We start from the raw sequence: 13672 nt of genomic DNA, 5'->3' as shown, positions 1-13672 counted from the left end.
CTGACCAGCTCGCCACGGCCACCGCCACCTCGCGGGTGGCGGTGGCCGTCGACGTCGGTCAGACGCTGACGTTGCCGGCGACCGCGCGCAGCTTGTGCCGGGCCAGTGCCAGGTTCGCCGTCGTCCGGTCGAGCACCAGGTAGATGAACAGACCCGCGTTGCCCTGCCCCTTGAGCACGTTGATGAGGTGGTACTGGCCGGCCAGCGTGATCAGGACGTCCTCGATCTCGTCCTTGAGCTCCAGGTCGGAGATCGTGCGCAGCTTGGCGCGGACCACGTTGGAGTTGCCGGCGGCCGCGACGTTGAGGTCGAAGCCGGGCGCACCGCCGGTCGCGAGGGCCATGCCGCTGTCGATGTCGACGATCGCGGCGCCGTTGGCGCCCTCGATCGCGAGCAGGTCGGCGATGACGTTGTCGAGCTGTGCCACGGGTGGGGCTCCTGTCGTTGTCGGGACGGGACGCAGCGGGGTGCTGCGCTCCGGATCAGTGGGTGGACCGGACGTCGGGACGGCCGCGGGGCCGTGGGGCGGCGGGACCGCCTCGGCCCGGTGCCGAGCCCCCTGCTCGTCGGTGGGCGGGGCACCGGCCTCGGGCGGCAGGGCGGGCCGGGAGCCGTCGTCCGGCGCCCGGTCCGGCTGCTGCACCGGTTCCGGTGAGGTGGGCTGCGGCAGGGGTCGCGTCCACGACCACAGCGATGCCCACCACCCGGTTGCCATGCCCTTGTTCCGCCTTCGCCGAGGGGCTCAGGACCCCAGACAACACGCCTCCCGGGAGCCCGGCAAACCGGCCGACGTACCTGCAGGTGAGCGGGCAGCGACCCAGTGCGATCGGCCCGGGAGCCGCCTAATGCGCTCCCCCGACGTCCGATGACCACGCGCGCGCCGTCGCCGGCGACCGTCGGGCGAGCGCCCGGGCGGCGGCTACCGGGCCACGCTCGGGTACCTTCCGCCCGGAACGCGCGCTCGCCGGCCCGCGCTGCGTGGAGGAGACGACGTGAAGACCCGTGACCTGGCCTACACGGCCCTCTTCGCCGCCATCATCGCGGTGCTGGGCACGCTGCCCGCGATCAACGTGGGCCCGGTCCCGATCACCGCGCAGACCCTCGGCGTCATGCTGGCCGGCAGCGTGCTGGGCGCCCGCCGTGGCTTCCTCGCCGTCCTGCTGTTCCTGGTCCTGGTGGCGATCGGGCTGCCGCTGCTGGCCAGCGGTGCCGGCGGCCTGGCGCCGTTCGCCGGCGCATCGGCCGGTTACCTCTACAGCTGGCCGGTCGCCGCCGCCGTCATCGGCTGGCTGACCGAGCGCACCTGGGATCGCTACAACGTCGCGATCGGCATGCTCGCCAACGTGCTGGGCGGCATCGTGGTCGTCTACGCGGTCGGTGTGCCGGTGCTCAAGGTCGTCGCCGGCCTGCCGTGGGACACCGCGTTCTGGAGCGGCGCCGCCGTCTTCGTCCCCGGCGACCTGGTCAAGGCCTTCGCTGCCGCGGCCATCGCCGACGTCGTGCGGCGCAGCTACCCGGTGATCGAGCGTCCGCGACGGGCCGCCGGCGCCCGGTGAGGTTCCGTCGTCCCGGTGCCGTCGCCGCCACCGGTACCGACGTGGCCGATCCCGGCCGCGGCGTCGAGCTGCACGCGGTCGGCCACCGGTACGGCGACCGGGTGGTGCTCGAGGGGATCGACCTCACCCTGACCGAGCGCCGGGTCGGCGTGATCGGGGCCAACGGGTCGGGCAAGAGCACCTTCGCCCGGCTGCTCAACGGGCTGGTCGTGCCCAGCGAGGGGCGGGTGCTCGTCGACGGGCTGGACACCGCCACCCAGGTCCGCGCGGTGCGCCGTCGGGTGGGCTTCGTGTTCCAGGACCCGGACGCGCAGATCGTGCACCCCACCGTCGCCGAGGACGTCGCCTACGGGCTGGAGAACCAGGGCGTGCCGGCGCAGGAGCGCGCCGTGCGGGTCGCCGAGGTGCTCGCCCGGTACGGGCTGGCCGGCCACGCCGACCACCCCGCCCACCTGCTCTCCGGCGGGCAGAAGCAGCTGCTGGCCATCGCCGGTGTGCTGGTCATGCAGCCGGCCCGCATCGTGTTCGACGAGCCGACCACGCTGCTGGACCTGGTCAACGCCCGCCGGGTCGCCGAGCTCATCGCCGGGCTGGACCAGCAGGTGGTGGTGGTGACCCACCAGCTGGACCTGCTCGACGGCTTCGACCGGGTGCTGGTGGTCGACGGGGGCCGGGTGGTCTGCGACGACGCCCCGGCTGCCGCCGTGGCCGCCTACCGCACCCTGATGGCCGACCGGTGACCCTCGCCCTCTACGTCCCGCGCGGCAGCGCCGTCCACCGGCTGCCGGCCGGGTCCAAGCTGCTGGCCCTGGCCGCGCTCGCCGTTATGCTCTTCGCCCTGCCCACGCTCCCCGCCGCCGGCGCGGCACTGGCCGGGGTGCTGGCCGTGGGTCTGCTGGCGGCCCGGCTGCCGGTGGCGGTGCTGGTCCGGCAGGCCCGGGCGGTGCGGTGGTGGCTGCTGGCGCTGCTGGTCGTGCACGCGCTCACCACCGACTGGCGCACCGGGGCGCACGTGGCGCTGCGGCTGCTGACGCTGGTGCTCGCCGCAGCGGTGGTGACCGCGACGACCCGGGTCAACGCGATGGTGGCCGTGGTGGAGCGGCTGTGCGCGCCGCTGCGGCTGGTCGGCGTCCGGCCGGCCCGGGTCGGCCTGGCGATCACCATGGCGCTGCGGTTCATCCCGGTGCTGGTGGAACGGGCCGACCGGATCCGCGAGGCCCAGGCGGCCCGCGGCGGGTCACCTCGTGGCGTGCGCGCGCTGCGGACCACGATCGCCCCGCTGCTGGTCCAGGTCCTGCAGATGGCCCACGACGTGAGCGAGGCGCTCGACGCCCGCGGCGCCGACGACGTCCCCCCGCCGCGCCGACGGCGCTCCCCCACCCCGGAGGCATCGTGACCGTGCTGGAGATCTGGCGGACCCCGACGGCCGCGGGGCCGATGCAGCGGGTGCCCAGCGCGCGGCTGCTGGCGGGCCGGGGGCTGGACGGCGACCGGTACGCCCTCGGCGGTGGCACCTGGGCGCAGTACCCGGACCTGGAGAAGCAGCTGACGCTGATCGACCGGGACGACGTCGCCGCGGTCGCCGCGGAGGCGGGCGTGCCGCTGACGCCGGGCGACACCCGCCGCAACCTGGTGACGACCGGGGTGGAGCTGCCGGCGCTGGTCGGCTCCTGGTTCGCCGTGGGCGATGCACTGCTGTTCGGCATGAAGCGCTGCCCGCCCTGCGCCCACCTGGAGCGACTGACCGGGGCGCGCGTGGTGAAGGCGATGGTGCGCCGCGGCGGCATCAACGCGGCGGTGTTCGGCGGTGCGGAGATCGCCGAGGGCGCCGTCGTCCGTCCGGTGTCCGACGAGGAGGCCGCCGAGCGCGGGGCGCCGACCGGCGCGGACCGCCCGGTGCCCCGGATCGTCCCCCTCCCCGACTGAGGGCCCGGCTCACCCCGGGTCAGGTGAGGGTGGGCTCGTCGAGGTACTTGTCGAGGAAGACCTTCTCCTCCGGGGTGAGCCGGCGCGGCCGGTTGAGCGCGAAGTCGACCGGGACGAGCAGGGTGCTGCCGGTGACGGCCAGCTGCCCGTGGTCGAAGAGCTCGTAGTGGCAGGTGAACGCGGCGGCCCGGATGCCGGAGACCCAGATCTGCACCTCCAGTGGCTGGGCGTCGTAGACGACCGAGCGCTTGTAGGTGATCTCGTGGGAGGCGACGACGATCCCCCGGCGCAGGCCGGTCTTCTCGTCGTGGGTGGGCTGGTCGAAGAACAGGTCGACCCGCGCCATCTCGAAGTAGCCGAGGAAGGCCACGTTGTTGATGTGCTGATAGGCGTCCATGTCCGACCAGCGCATCGGGACGGCGACGGTGTGCCTCACGGCGGCCACCCTGCCGCATGGCCTCGGGCGCCTCGACCGCGGGTGGCGCCCCACGCCGGGTGCACCGGGCGCGGGCAGGCGCCGGCGCGGGGCTCCAGACTCCTGGCATGGGCGAGGAGTGGCCGGTCGGCGCCCCTGGTGTGCTGACGTTGCCGTCGGGGCGCCGGGTGCGGGGGCGTGGGCTGCGGGCGCCACTGCCGCCCGGACCGGAACCCGAACGGGGGCTGTACCTGCTGGGCCGGCGGCCGGAGCCGGTCCCGTGGCACGCGGCCTGGGTGCGCTGGCCGGACTTCCGGCTGCCCCGGGACCCCGCCGAGCTGCGCCGCGAGCTGATCGTGGCGTGGGAGCGGTCTGTCGCGGAGCGGGTGGAGGTGGCCTGCGCCGGTGGCACCGGTCGGACCGGGACGGCGCTGGCCTGCCTCGCCGTCCTGGACGGCGTGCCGCCGGAGAAGGCGGTGGCGTTCGTCCGCGCGCGGTACCGGCCCCGGGCGGTGGAGACGCCCCGGCAGCGCCGGCTCGTCGAGCGCTTCGACCCCTGAGACGCCGACGGCCGGCCGGAGCAGGTGCTCCGGCCGGCCGTGGTGACGTCCTGGAACGGCCCCCTCGCAGGGGCCCGCGGCGAGCGTGCGAGCCGTGGGGGGCGAGGGGGTCCTTCCTCAGTCGCGGGTCAGCTTGCGGTAGGTCGCGCGGTGCGGCCGGGCCGCGTCGGCGCCGAGCCGCTCGACCTTGTTCTTCTCGTAGTCGGCGAAGTTGCCCTCGAACCAGAACCACTTCGAGTCGCCCTCGTAGGCCAGGATGTGCGTCGCCACCCGGTCGAGGAACCACCGGTCGTGGCTGACCACCACGGCGCAGCCGGGGAACTCCAGCAGCGCGCCCTCCAGGCTGGTGAGGGTCTCGGTGTCCAGGTCGTTGGTGGGCTCGTCGAGCAGCAGCAGGTTGCCGCCCTGCTTCAGGGTCAGCGCCAGGTTCAGCCGGTTGCGCTCACCGCCGGAGAGCACGCCGGCCTTCTTCTGCTGGTCCGGGCCCTTGAACCCGAAGGCGGAGACGTAGGCCCGCGAGGGCATCTCCACGTTGCCGACCTGGATGTGGTCCAGGCCGTCGGAGACGACCTCCCACAGGCTCTTGTTCGGGTCGATGCCGCTGCGGCTCTGCTCGACGTAGGCGATCTTCACCGTTTCGCCGACCTTGATCTCGCCGTCGTCGGGCTTGTCCTGGTCGACCAGCATCTTGAACAGCGTGGTCTTGCCGACGCCGTTGGGGCCGACGACGCCGACGATGCCGTTGCGCGGCAGGGTGAACGACAGGCCGTCGATCAGCACGCGGTCGCCGAAGCCCTTGGTCAGGTCCTTGGTCTCGATGACCACGTTGCCCAGCCGCGGGCCCGGCGGGATCTGGATCTCCTCGAAGTCGAGCTTGCGGAACTTGTCGGCCTCGGCGGCCATCTCCTCGTACCGGGCCAGCCGGGCCTTGCTCTTGGCCTGCCGGGCCTTGGCACCGGAGCGCACCCACTCCAGCTCGTCGGCCAGGCGCTTGGCGCGCTTGGCGTCCTTGGCCCCCTCGACCTTGAGCCGGGTCTGCTTGGTCTCCAGGTAGGTGGAGTAGTTGCCCTCGTAGGGGTAGGCCCGGCCGCGGTCGAGCTCGAGGATCCACTGGGCGACGTTGTCCAGGAAGTACCGGTCGTGGGTGACGGCGATGACGGTGCCGGCGTACTTCTCCAGGTGCTGCTCCAGCCACGCGACGCTCTCCGCGTCCAGGTGGTTGGTGGGCTCGTCGAGCAGCAGCAGGTCGGGCGCCTCGAGCAGCAGCTTGCACAGCGCCACGCGGCGGCGCTCACCACCGGAGAGCACGCGCACGTCGGCGTCCCCGGGCGGGCAGCGCAGCGCGTCCATGGCCTGCTCGATGCGGTTGTCGAGCTCCCAGCCGTCGGCGTTCTCGATGACCTCCATGAGCTCGCCCTGCTCGGCCAGCAGCGCGTCGAAGTCGGCGTCGGGCTCGCCCATCGCCTCGCTGACCTGCTCGAAGCGGGTGAGCGCGGCGCGCAGGTCCTTGACCGCCTCCTCGACGTTGCCGCGGACGTCGAGCTCCTCGTTGAGCGGGGGCTCCTGCTGCAGGATGCCGACCGTGGCGCCCGGGGCGAGCATGGTGTCACCGTTGGACGCCTGCTCCATGCCGGCCATGATCTTCAGGACGGTCGACTTGCCGGCGCCGTTGGGGCCGACGACACCGATCTTCGCGCCGGGCAGGAACGCCAGCGTCACGTCGTCGAGGATCACCTTGTCGCCGTGCGCCTTGCGGGCACGGACCATGGAGTAGATGTACTGGGCCACTGTGGGTTGGAGCCTTCCGTCAGGTGCGCGAGCGGGGGCAGGGCGGGGCAGCCGTTCCCGGCGTCCACGGCCCCGCCCCCGGCGTTCTCAGCTCCGATCCTCCCAGTTGGGGAGGCTCACGTCAGCGCCGGCACTGCGGTGCGCGCATCGGTGAGGTCGGAGTCCGCTTCGTGCAACGCCTCCTCCCCCGCCTGGTAATCCGTGGACCGCGCGGCGTAGGGGTCCTCGACCGGCGCGTCCTCCGGCTCCCCGGACGGCTCCGCCTGCGGGACCGCCCGGGCCGACCGGCGGAAGTCGGCGACGCCCCGGGTCAGGTCCGGCCCGACGTGGGCGGCGCGGACCTGCGGCCGGCTGCGACGCCCCTGGTCGCTGTCCCACTCGTGCGTGTAGATCTCGCCCTTGACGACGACCGGGTCGCCCTTGCTGAGCGTGTGGGAGACGTTGCCGCCCAGCTCGCCCCAGCACTCGACGTCGACGAAGAAGGTGCGGTGGTCGGTCCAGGCCTGCGTCTCCCGGTCGAACCGGCGGGAGGTGGAGGCCATCCGGAAGTTGGTGACGCTGTCCCCGCTGGGCAGCCGGGTGCGCTGCGGGGAGTTGACGATGTTGCCGACGACGACGAGGTCGGTCTCGTTCACGGTGCTCCTCAGGTGGTGTGACCGGCGCTCCGCCGGGCTGGGACCACCGTGCTGGGCCGGGGGCACCGCAGGACAGGCGCCGGCCGGGACTGTGGAAGACGTGCCCGGCTGTGGACGCCCGGCCACCGGAGGACCGCGCGCGGCGCTACCGGCGCCGCCCGATCGGGCCCGGTCACGGGCGGGGAGGCCCGGGCCGGTGCGATGATCTGGCCACGAGCGCCCGTAGCTCAGCGGATAGAGCAGGTGCCTTCTAAGCACTTGGCCGCAGGTTCGATCCCTGCCGGGCGCGCAGGCGGAGCCGACAGGAGGTCCGGCCGTGATCCTCCCGAGCGTCCGGGACCCGCGGCTGGTGACGGTGCGGCGGGGCGGCACCCTCACCGACCCCGACCACCACCTGCTCGCCCTCTGGGCGGCCGCCTGCGCCGAGCACGTGCTCCACCTCTTCGAGTCGGCCCGGCCGGAGGACCCGCGTCCGCGCGCGGCGATCGCGGCCGCCCGCGCCTGGGTGCGCGGTGAGCTCCCGATGATGGCGGCCCGCGCAGCCGGCGGCCACGCGATGGGCGCCGCCCGGGACCTGCGCGGCGCTCCCCGGCACGCCGCCTATGCCGCCGGCCAGGCCGGGGCGGTCGCCCACGTCGCCGAGCACGACCTGGGCGCGGCCGCCTACGCGATCAAGGCGGCGCGGGCTGCCGTGCCGGACGCCGAGCGCGAGGCGGCCGGGCGAGCCGAGTGCCGGTGGCAGCGCGACCAGCTCCCGGCGGCGGTCCGTGAGCTCGTCCTCGACGACCAGCGGCGGCGCAACGACCTCTGCTGGTCGGTCTTCGACTGCTGAGCCGCCCGGCCTCCAGGGAGTTCCACGGCAGCGCACAGCTGGCACCTCGGTCGGCGTCCTTGACTGGTCGCGTGATCGAGACAGCAGAGACGCCGGCCCCCGCGACTGCCCGGCACCGCGTGCGCAACCGGATCGCGGCGATCGGCGCGCTGGGTGCTCTGGGCCTGGCCACCGGCACCGTCCTCGGCGTGCAGACCGCCGCCAGCAGCAGCGCCGCGGCCGACACGGCCACCGCCTCACAGGCCACCGGCAGCACTGACCCGCTGGTCGTCTACGGCGGCCGCGGGGGCCACGGCAGCGGGACCGGCGGCGGCTGGGCTCCAGGCAGCCTCGGCGGCTACGGCGCCACCTCGTCACCGGGCGCGACGGTGGCCGCCGCGACCGAGGCCACGGCCGACCAGCTGGTCGGCGTCGTGGACATCACCACGGTGCTCGGCCACCAGGACGCGGAGGCGGCGGGCACCGGCATGGTGCTCACCTCTGACGGCACGATCCTGACCAACAACCACGTCATCGAGGGCGCCACCAGCATCACGGTGACCGTGCTCAGCACCGGCGAGAGCCACACCGCGACCGTGGTCGGCACCGATCCGACCGACGACGTCGCCGTCCTCCAGCTCACCGACGCCGCCGGCCTGGACACCGTGGAGGTCGACGAGGACGGCGTGGCGGTCGGCGACGCGGTCACCGCGGTCGGCAACGCCGGCGGCGAGACCGGGACCAGTGCCGCGGCGGGCACGGTGACCGCCCTGGACCAGTCGATCACCGCCACCGACGAGAGCGGCTCGAACGCCGAGCAGCTCACCGGGCTGATCGAGATCGCCGCCGACGTGGTGGCCGGGGACTCCGGCGGGCCGCTCTACGACGCCGAGGGCGAGGTGGTCGGCATGGACACCGCCGCGGCGAGCACCGGCGGCCAGGCCTACGCCATCCCGATCGGAGAGGCCCTGTCGATCGTCGAGCAGATCGTGGCCGGCGTGGACGACGAGACGATCCACCAGGGGTACCCGGCGTTCCTCGGCGTCTCGCTGCTGGACAGCACCGGCGGGGCCACCGTCGCCGGTGTCGTCTCCGACGGGCCGGCCGACCAGGCCGGGCTGACCGTGGGCGCCGTCATCACCGCCATCGCCGGGACCACCATCACCTCTGCCGACGACGTCGCGTCCGCGCTCGCCGACCTCGACCCGGGCGACTCGGTGTCCCTGGCCTGGACCGACATCGACGGCAGCGCGCAGACCGCAACCGTCGTCCTGGCCACCGGCCCGGCCGACTGACCGCCGGTCAGCCCGCGGCGCGCTCCCCCGCGGGCACCCAGCCGATGGCCGGCGCGACGTGCCGGGCGACCGTCTCCAGCAGGTGGGCGTTGTACTCCACGCCCAGCATGTTGGGCACCGTCAGCAGCAGGGTGTCGGCGTCCCGGACGGCGGCGTCCTTGGCCAGCTCCTCGGCCAGCTGGTCGGGCTCTCCGACGTAGCTCTTGCCGAACCGGGCCCGCACCCCTTCGAGGATGCCGACCTGATCGCCGCTGCCCCGCTCGCCGCCGAAGTACTGCCGGTCCAGGTCGCTGGTGATCGGCATGACGCTGCGGCTGACCGAGACCCGCGGCTCGTGGCCCCAGCCGGCCTCGGCCCACGCGGCCCGGTACAGCGCGATCTGCTCGGCCTGCAGCTCGTCGAAGGGCACGCCGGTGTCCTCGGACAGCAGCGTGGAGCTCATTAGGTTCATCCCCTGCTGCGCGGTCCACACCGCGGTCTGCCGGGTGCCCGACCCCCACCAGATGCGCTGCCGCAGCCCCGGGGACTGGGGCTGCACGGCGAGCCGGCCGGTCGCGCCACCGGTCATCCGCGGGTCGGCGTCGACGACGGTGGCGCCGCTGATCGCGGCCAGGAACAGTGCCGTCTTCTCCCGGGCGAGCTGGGCGTCGTCCGCCTCGGGCGGCGGCACGTAGCCGAACGCCTCGGCGCCGCGCAACGCGGTCTCCGGTGAGCCGCGGCTGATGCCCAGCTGGAGGCGCTCGCCGGCGAGCAGGTCGGCCGCGGCGGCCTCCTCGGCCATGTACAGCGGGTTCTCGTAGCGCATGTCGATGACGCCGGTGCCCAGCTCGATCCGGTGCGTGCGCACCGCCATCGCGGTCAGCAGCGGGAAGGGCGAGGCCAACTGCCGGGCGAAGTGGTGCACCCGCACGTAGGCGCCGTCCAGGCCGAGCTCCTCGGCGGCCACCGCCAGCTCGACGCTCTGCACGAGCGCGTCCCGGCCGGTCCGCACCTGCGACCCCGGGATGGGCTGCCAGTGCCCGAAGGACAGGAAGCCGATCCGCTTGTCCACTGCACTCACCTCTCGTCGTCTCGCCTGGTCGCAGCGTCCGTGCGGTGCGCGGTGTTCCCGCCGTCCCCCGCCGGGATGACGGCGGCGGCCGACCGCGTTGCTCCGTGTGTCGGGCGGCACACCCGCCGCTCCGTGAGTCAGGAGGACTGGACATGCGCGCCACCGTGGACGGAACGGTCATCGCCGAGGCCCCCGAGGATGAGCTGGTCCGGATCGAGGGCAACTGGTACTTCCCGCCGTCGGCGGTCACCGACGGCGCGCTCACCCCGAGCCCCACCGCCTACACCTGCCCGTGGAAGGGCCCGGCCCAGTACTTCCACGTGGTCACCCCCGCGGGCACCCGCGAGGACGGCGCATGGAGCTACCCGGACCTCAAGCCCTCGGCGGTCGACCGGGTGGGCCGGGACTTCGCCGGCTACGTCGCCTTCTCCCCCGGGGTCACCGTCGCCGCCTGACCGGGCGATGGGGGCGCCCCGGCGGCCGGGGCGCCCATCCGGCGGCGTGGCGGGCCGTTCCGGACCCTGGCGTGTCGCGCCCGGCGGCCGTTACGGTCGGCCCCGGGTCGGGAGCGACAGCTCTGCCGGCCCACCCGTGACCAGCCGTGCGAGCCCAGCACCGCACACGGGACGCGCCCCGCTCCCAGGAGACCCGTGGTCAGCTCCACCGCGTCGATCGGCTCGCTGCCGATGCCCCCGCTCGTCGTCACCGTCGACCTGCCCCGCGCCCGGGTGCGGGTGGTCGGTGAGCTGGACCGCGAGTCCGCGCACCACCTGCTGGACGCCGTCGCCGTCCTCGCCGCCACCCCGGCCCGCCGCTGGCAGCTGGACGCCGGGGACGTCACCTTCTGCGACGCCGAGGGGCTCCGGGCACTGTCGACGGCCCACCGGCTGGCTGCCGAGAGCGGCCGGGTGCTCCGGCTGGTCCGGGCCGGCCGCCCGATCACCCGGCTGATCGGCCTCATGGCGGAGGAACGCCCCTTCCCGGTGCCGCTGCCGCCGCAGCCCGGGGCACGGCCCCGGCCCGGTGACCGAACGGCCGGCGTACCGCCCCGGTCCCGGTACCTCGGGTGTGGCGCACCACGGACCGTGTGACCAGAGAGGCGTTCTGTCACCCGACGTGACGGCACGAACACGTGTCACCCGGCCGGGTTGCGCGGCTGCGCGGGCTGGATGAGCCACCCTGTCCCGGTGACACTCTCCGCCCCCGAGTCGCCGGGCGCCTCCGGGCCTGCCAACGGTGCCGGGCGACGGCTGCGCGCGGCCGACGTGCTGCTGGCCGACCGTGGCCAGCTGTTCCGCGCCCTCTTCCTCTCCGCGCCCGTCCCCAAGGCCGTCGTCGACCCCGGCGGCCGGATGCTCGTCGTCAACCCCGCCCTGTGCGAGCTCACCGGCCGCACCTCCGGTGAGCTGGTCGGCCGGCACCTGGACCTGCTGACGCACCCGGACGACGTCCCACTGGATGACCGCGCGGCCGAGCACCTGCCGGGCACCCCGCTGCTGGACCCGCAGCTGCAGGTGGTCGGCGAGCGTCGGTTGCGGCGGTCCGACGGCGAGAGCATCTGGGTGCACCAGACCCAGGAGCTGGTGCACCGCAGCACCGGCGACCCGCAGTTCGTGCTGCTCACCCTGCTCGACGTGACCGACCGCCGGCGCGTCGAGGAGGACCTCGTCCGCCGCGCCTACACCGACCCGCTGACCGGCCTGCCCAACCGCCGGGCGCTCACCGAGCGGCTGCAGCACGCCCTGGCCGGCGCCGGACGTCGCGGCACCTCGGTCGGGCTGCTGCACCTGGACCTGGACCGGTTCACCGCGGTCAACGACTCCCTCGGCCACGAGGGCGGGGACCAGCTGCTCTGCCAGGTGGCCGACCGGCTGCGCTGGAGCACCCGGGTCGAGGACACCGCGGTGCGCTTCGGGGCCGACGAGTTCCTGGTGCTGGCCGAGGACGTCGAGGACGTCGAGGGCCTGCGCACCCTGGCCGACCGGCTGCTCGGCGTGCTGGACGAGCCCTTCCACGTGAACGACCGCGAGGTCACCCTCTCCGCCAGCGTGGGCATGACGCTCGGCTCGGACCTGGCACCGGAGGCGCTGCTCCGCCAGGCGCACAGCGCGCTGGCCCGGGCCAAGGCCAGCGGCGGCCGCGGCCGGGTCGAGGTGCACGACGGCGCACTCGGCGAGGGCTACGTCGACCAGCTGCAGCTGGAGACCGACCTGCGGCACGCGCTGGAGGCCGGCGAGCTGCGGCTGTTCTACCAACCGATCGTGGCGCTGTCCGACGAGCACCTGCTCGGCTACGAGGCGCTGATCCGCTGGCAGCACCCCACCCGCGGACTGCTGCCGCCGGGCGCCTTCCTGTCCGCAGCCGAGGACAACCGGCTCACCTCACGGCTGGGCGCCTGGGTGCTGCACCAGGCCTGCTGGGACGCCGCCGGCTGGCCGTCGGACCTGCGCGTGCACGTCAACATCTCCGCCCGGCACCTGGCCGAGCCCGGCTTCAGCGAGCTGGTCGCCGACGCGCTCGCCGAGTCCGGGCTGGCGCCGGAGCGGCTGGAGCTGGAGATCACCGAGTCGACCGCGTTGTTCGCCGCGGACGCCACGCTGCACGCCGTGGACACGGTCACCGAGTCCGGGGTGACCCTGGCCCTGGACGACTTCGGCACCGGCTACTCGGCGATCACCGCGCTGCACCGGCTGCCGATCCACACGCTCAAGATCGACCGCTCGTTCGTCGCCGACGTGGTGGCCCAGCCGGCCACCGCCGCGCTGGTGCAGGGGCTGCTGCAGCTCGGGCAGGGCATGGGGCTGCAGGTCATCGCCGAGGGCATCGAGGACGGCGAGCAGGCTCGCTGGCTGCGCGAGCACGGCTGCGCCATGGCCCAGGGCTACGCGTTCGGCCGGCCGGCACCGCTGCCGGCCCGGGAGCTGGACGAGCTGGCCGGCCCGCCGGACCTGACCGACCTCGGCGCGCCACCGGCGGACCGGCGGACCGGGCTGCGCGACGTGCGCGGTGAGCACACCGCTCCGGAGCAGGGTCCGCTGCCGGAGCAGACCGGACCGGACGACGAGGACCCCGGCCGGCTGCCGTTCGACCTGGGGGACGCGCTGGCCGAGCAGGACCTCGTGGGCCCGGCACCCTCGGTCGGCTCCGCCGCGGTCCCCCAGCTGGACGCCTTCACGCTGCCCGCCGAGGTCGCGGACGACGAGCCGGCCTCCGCCGCCGCCTTCGTCGAGCCGGCCGAGGAGGCCGACGACGAGCCGGTCTCCGCCGCCGTCTTCGTCGAGCCGGCCGACGAGCCGGACGACGAGCCGGTCACCGAGCCCGGCGCCGAGTTCGACCCCGGGGTCTTCCGGCCGTCCAAGGAGTTCCTGGAGCTGCGGGCGCTGCTGGCGGCCAACGGCGCCCCGGACCTGGCCGCCGTCCCGGAGCCGCGCGAGGCGGCCGAGCTGGGCGACCTGCGGTCGATGGAGGTCGACCCGACGGACCTGTCCGGCCTGCGCCCGTGGCTGGAGTCCTTCCAGCAGCGGCTGGGGCAGCCGCGCACCGGTGACCTGCCCGAGGTCGGCCGCAGCTGAGACGGCACGAGCCGACCGGCGCAGGCGCCGGTCGGCTCGTGCGACCGCCCCGTCGGGCGGGCT

At 74.6% G+C, this 13672-nt stretch carries 15 protein-coding genes and 1 tRNA gene; 11 read left to right on the top strand and 5 right to left on the bottom strand.

What is annotated here, in order from left to right:
* Window positions 1–58 precede the first annotated feature (58 nt).
* On the bottom strand, window positions 59–427 hold the full coding sequence (locus tag HLA93_RS05070) for a hypothetical protein (protein ID WP_222193203.1): 369 nt from the start codon (window positions 425–427) through the stop codon (window positions 59–61).
* A 565-nt stretch (window positions 428–992) separates the two neighbouring features.
* On the opposite strand from HLA93_RS05070, the gene HLA93_RS05065 reads away from it, so the two are divergent.
* From HLA93_RS05065 to HLA93_RS05050, 4 genes are read left to right on the top strand one after another with little or no spacing between them, the layout of a single operon-like run.
* A complete protein-coding gene (locus HLA93_RS05065; RefSeq protein WP_222193202.1) occupies window positions 993–1556 on the top strand; it encodes a biotin transporter BioY in 564 nt (187 codons plus the stop codon).
* Window positions 1553–2296 carry an energy-coupling factor ABC transporter ATP-binding protein gene (locus tag HLA93_RS05060; protein ID WP_222193201.1) on the top strand — a complete coding sequence of 248 codons (744 nt, stop codon included), beginning with the start codon at window positions 1553–1555 and terminating at the stop codon, window positions 2294–2296. The genes HLA93_RS05065 and HLA93_RS05060 overlap by 4 nt, the downstream gene beginning before the upstream one ends.
* Window positions 2293–2952: an energy-coupling factor transporter transmembrane component T gene (locus HLA93_RS05055; RefSeq protein ID WP_222193200.1), complete on the top strand. Its 660-nt coding sequence runs from the start codon at window positions 2293–2295 to the stop codon at window positions 2950–2952. The genes HLA93_RS05060 and HLA93_RS05055 overlap by 4 nt, the downstream gene beginning before the upstream one ends.
* Window positions 2949–3482 (top strand): MOSC domain-containing protein, encoded by a 534-nt coding sequence (locus HLA93_RS05050; protein WP_222193199.1) that lies wholly within the window; start codon window positions 2949–2951, stop codon window positions 3480–3482. The genes HLA93_RS05055 and HLA93_RS05050 overlap by 4 nt, the downstream gene beginning before the upstream one ends.
* Before the next feature lie 19 nt (window positions 3483–3501).
* On the opposite strand, the gene HLA93_RS05045 is transcribed toward HLA93_RS05050, so the two are convergent.
* Window positions 3502–3918 (bottom strand): acyl-CoA thioesterase, encoded by a 417-nt coding sequence (locus HLA93_RS05045; RefSeq protein ID WP_222193198.1) that lies wholly within the window; start codon window positions 3916–3918, stop codon window positions 3502–3504.
* A 107-nt stretch (window positions 3919–4025) separates the two neighbouring features.
* Between HLA93_RS05045 and HLA93_RS05040 the strand changes: the two genes are divergently transcribed.
* Window positions 4026–4457 (top strand): protein-tyrosine phosphatase family protein, encoded by a 432-nt coding sequence (locus HLA93_RS05040; protein WP_222193197.1) that lies wholly within the window; start codon window positions 4026–4028, stop codon window positions 4455–4457.
* Window positions 4458–4574: 117 nt separating this feature from the next.
* On the opposite strand, the gene ettA is transcribed toward HLA93_RS05040, so the two are convergent.
* Together ettA and ssb are read right to left on the bottom strand one after the other, a co-directional pair.
* Window positions 4575–6245 (bottom strand): energy-dependent translational throttle protein EttA, encoded by a 1671-nt coding sequence (gene ettA, locus HLA93_RS05035; RefSeq protein ID WP_222193196.1) that lies wholly within the window; start codon window positions 6243–6245, stop codon window positions 4575–4577.
* 116 nt (window positions 6246–6361) lie between these two features.
* Window positions 6362–6880, bottom strand: a complete 519-nt coding sequence (gene ssb, locus HLA93_RS05030) for a single-stranded DNA-binding protein (protein WP_222193195.1) — start codon at window positions 6878–6880, stop codon at window positions 6362–6364.
* A 216-nt stretch (window positions 6881–7096) separates the two neighbouring features.
* On the opposite strand from ssb, the gene HLA93_RS05025 reads away from it, so the two are divergent.
* The 3 genes from HLA93_RS05025 (at window position 7097) to HLA93_RS05015 (ending at window position 8986) form a co-directional block, all read left to right on the top strand.
* Window positions 7097–7169 (top strand) — tRNA-Arg (locus HLA93_RS05025).
* A 27-nt stretch (window positions 7170–7196) separates the two neighbouring features.
* On the top strand, window positions 7197–7712 hold the full coding sequence (locus HLA93_RS05020; RefSeq protein WP_222193194.1) for a putative immunity protein: 516 nt from the start codon (window positions 7197–7199) through the stop codon (window positions 7710–7712).
* Window positions 7713–7783: 71 nt separating this feature from the next.
* Window positions 7784–8986 (top strand): S1C family serine protease, encoded by a 1203-nt coding sequence (locus HLA93_RS05015; protein WP_222193193.1) that lies wholly within the window; start codon window positions 7784–7786, stop codon window positions 8984–8986.
* A gap of 7 nt (window positions 8987–8993) precedes the next feature.
* On the opposite strand, the gene HLA93_RS05010 is transcribed toward HLA93_RS05015, so the two are convergent.
* On the bottom strand, window positions 8994–10046 hold the full coding sequence (locus HLA93_RS05010; RefSeq protein WP_308127953.1) for an LLM class flavin-dependent oxidoreductase: 1053 nt from the start codon (window positions 10044–10046) through the stop codon (window positions 8994–8996).
* A 143-nt stretch (window positions 10047–10189) separates the two neighbouring features.
* On the opposite strand from HLA93_RS05010, the gene HLA93_RS05005 reads away from it, so the two are divergent.
* From HLA93_RS05005 to HLA93_RS04995, 3 genes are all read left to right on the top strand, one after another.
* Window positions 10190–10492: a DUF427 domain-containing protein gene (locus HLA93_RS05005; RefSeq protein ID WP_222193192.1), complete on the top strand. Its 303-nt coding sequence runs from the start codon at window positions 10190–10192 to the stop codon at window positions 10490–10492.
* Between the two features lie 195 nt (window positions 10493–10687).
* Window positions 10688–11128, top strand: a complete 441-nt coding sequence (locus HLA93_RS05000) for an STAS domain-containing protein (RefSeq protein ID WP_222193191.1) — start codon at window positions 10688–10690, stop codon at window positions 11126–11128.
* A gap of 96 nt (window positions 11129–11224) precedes the next feature.
* The gene (locus HLA93_RS04995) at window positions 11225–13609 is read left to right on the top strand and encodes an EAL domain-containing protein (RefSeq protein WP_308127952.1); all 2385 of its coding nucleotides are present in this window, start codon (window positions 11225–11227) and stop codon (window positions 13607–13609) included.
* The last annotated feature ends 63 nt before the right edge of the window (window positions 13610–13672 follow it).

Source organism: Modestobacter italicus, assembly GCF_019799965.1.
In the GTDB taxonomy this organism is placed as follows: Bacteria; Actinomycetota; Actinomycetes; order Mycobacteriales; family Geodermatophilaceae; genus Modestobacter; species Modestobacter italicus_A.
The sequence above is the reverse complement of the archived record's forward strand: the minus strand, read 5'-3'. Positions and strand labels throughout refer to the sequence as shown.

Coding starts and splice junctions, on each gene's coding strand:
- HLA93_RS05040 (WP_222193197.1), top strand. CDS start 4,026: ATGGGCGAGGAGTGGCCGGTCGGCGCCCCTGGTGTGCTGACGTTGCCG.
- HLA93_RS05005 (WP_222193192.1), top strand. CDS start 10,190: ATGCGCGCCACCGTGGACGGAACGGTCATCGCCGAGGCCCCCGAGGAT.